Below are 838 nucleotides of genomic sequence, written 5' to 3'. Positions count from 1 at the left end.
CGTCGATCAAGGCCGCGACGCTGAACACGGTTGCAGCGGCGGCTGAAGTTGGCAAATTCGCCGGCGGCGATGTGCATGTGCTGGTCGCAGGTTCGAACGCGCAAGGCGCGGCGGATGCGGCGGCGAAGATCGCGGGCGTGAGCAAAGTGCTGCTCGCCGATGCGCCTCAACTCGCCGAAGGCCTCGCGGAAAACGTCGAAGCCACGGTGCTGAACATTGCGAAGGATTATTCGCATATTCTCGCGCCCGCGACGGCTTACGGTAAGAACATCGCGCCGCGCATCGCCGCGCATCTCGATGTCGCGCAGATCAGCGATATCACCGCCGTCGATAGCGCCGACACCTTCGAACGCCCGATCTACGCGGGTAACGCGATTGCGACGGTGCAATCGAGCGATCCGATCAAGGTCATCACCGTCCGCGCGACGGGCTTCGATCCGGTTGCGGCGGAGGGCGGTGGCGCTCAGATCGAAAAAATCGAAGCCGCCGCCGACGCGGGCATCTCCCAGTTCGTGAGCCGTGAAGTGACGAAGCTGGATCGCCCGGAACTGACGAGCGCGACCATCATCGTGTCGGGCGGGCGCGGGCTCGGCAGCGGCGAGAACTATACGAAGACGCTCGAACCGCTCGCGGACAAACTCAACGCGGCGCTGGGCGCATCGCGCGCGGCAGTCGATGCGGGCTACGTGCCGAACGATTATCAAGTCGGTCAAACCGGCAAAATCGTCGCGCCGCAACTGTATGTGGCTGTCGGCATCTCGGGCGCGATTCAGCATCTCGCGGGCATGAAGGATTCGAAGGTCATCGTCGCGATCAACAAAGACCCCGAAGCGCCGAT

At 63.6% G+C, this 838-nt stretch carries 1 protein-coding gene; it reads left to right on the top strand.

What is annotated here, in order from left to right; genetic code table 11:
* The coding region (locus NCS28_RS33060; RefSeq protein ID WP_250517972.1) for an electron transfer flavoprotein subunit alpha/FixB family protein at nt 1-838 on the top strand (838 nt) is incomplete at both ends.

It is taken from the genome of Caballeronia sp. INDeC2 (assembly GCF_023631325.1).
Taxonomy (GTDB): Bacteria; Pseudomonadota; Gammaproteobacteria; order Burkholderiales; family Burkholderiaceae; genus Caballeronia.
This window is presented reverse-complemented; position numbering and strand designations above follow the sequence as displayed.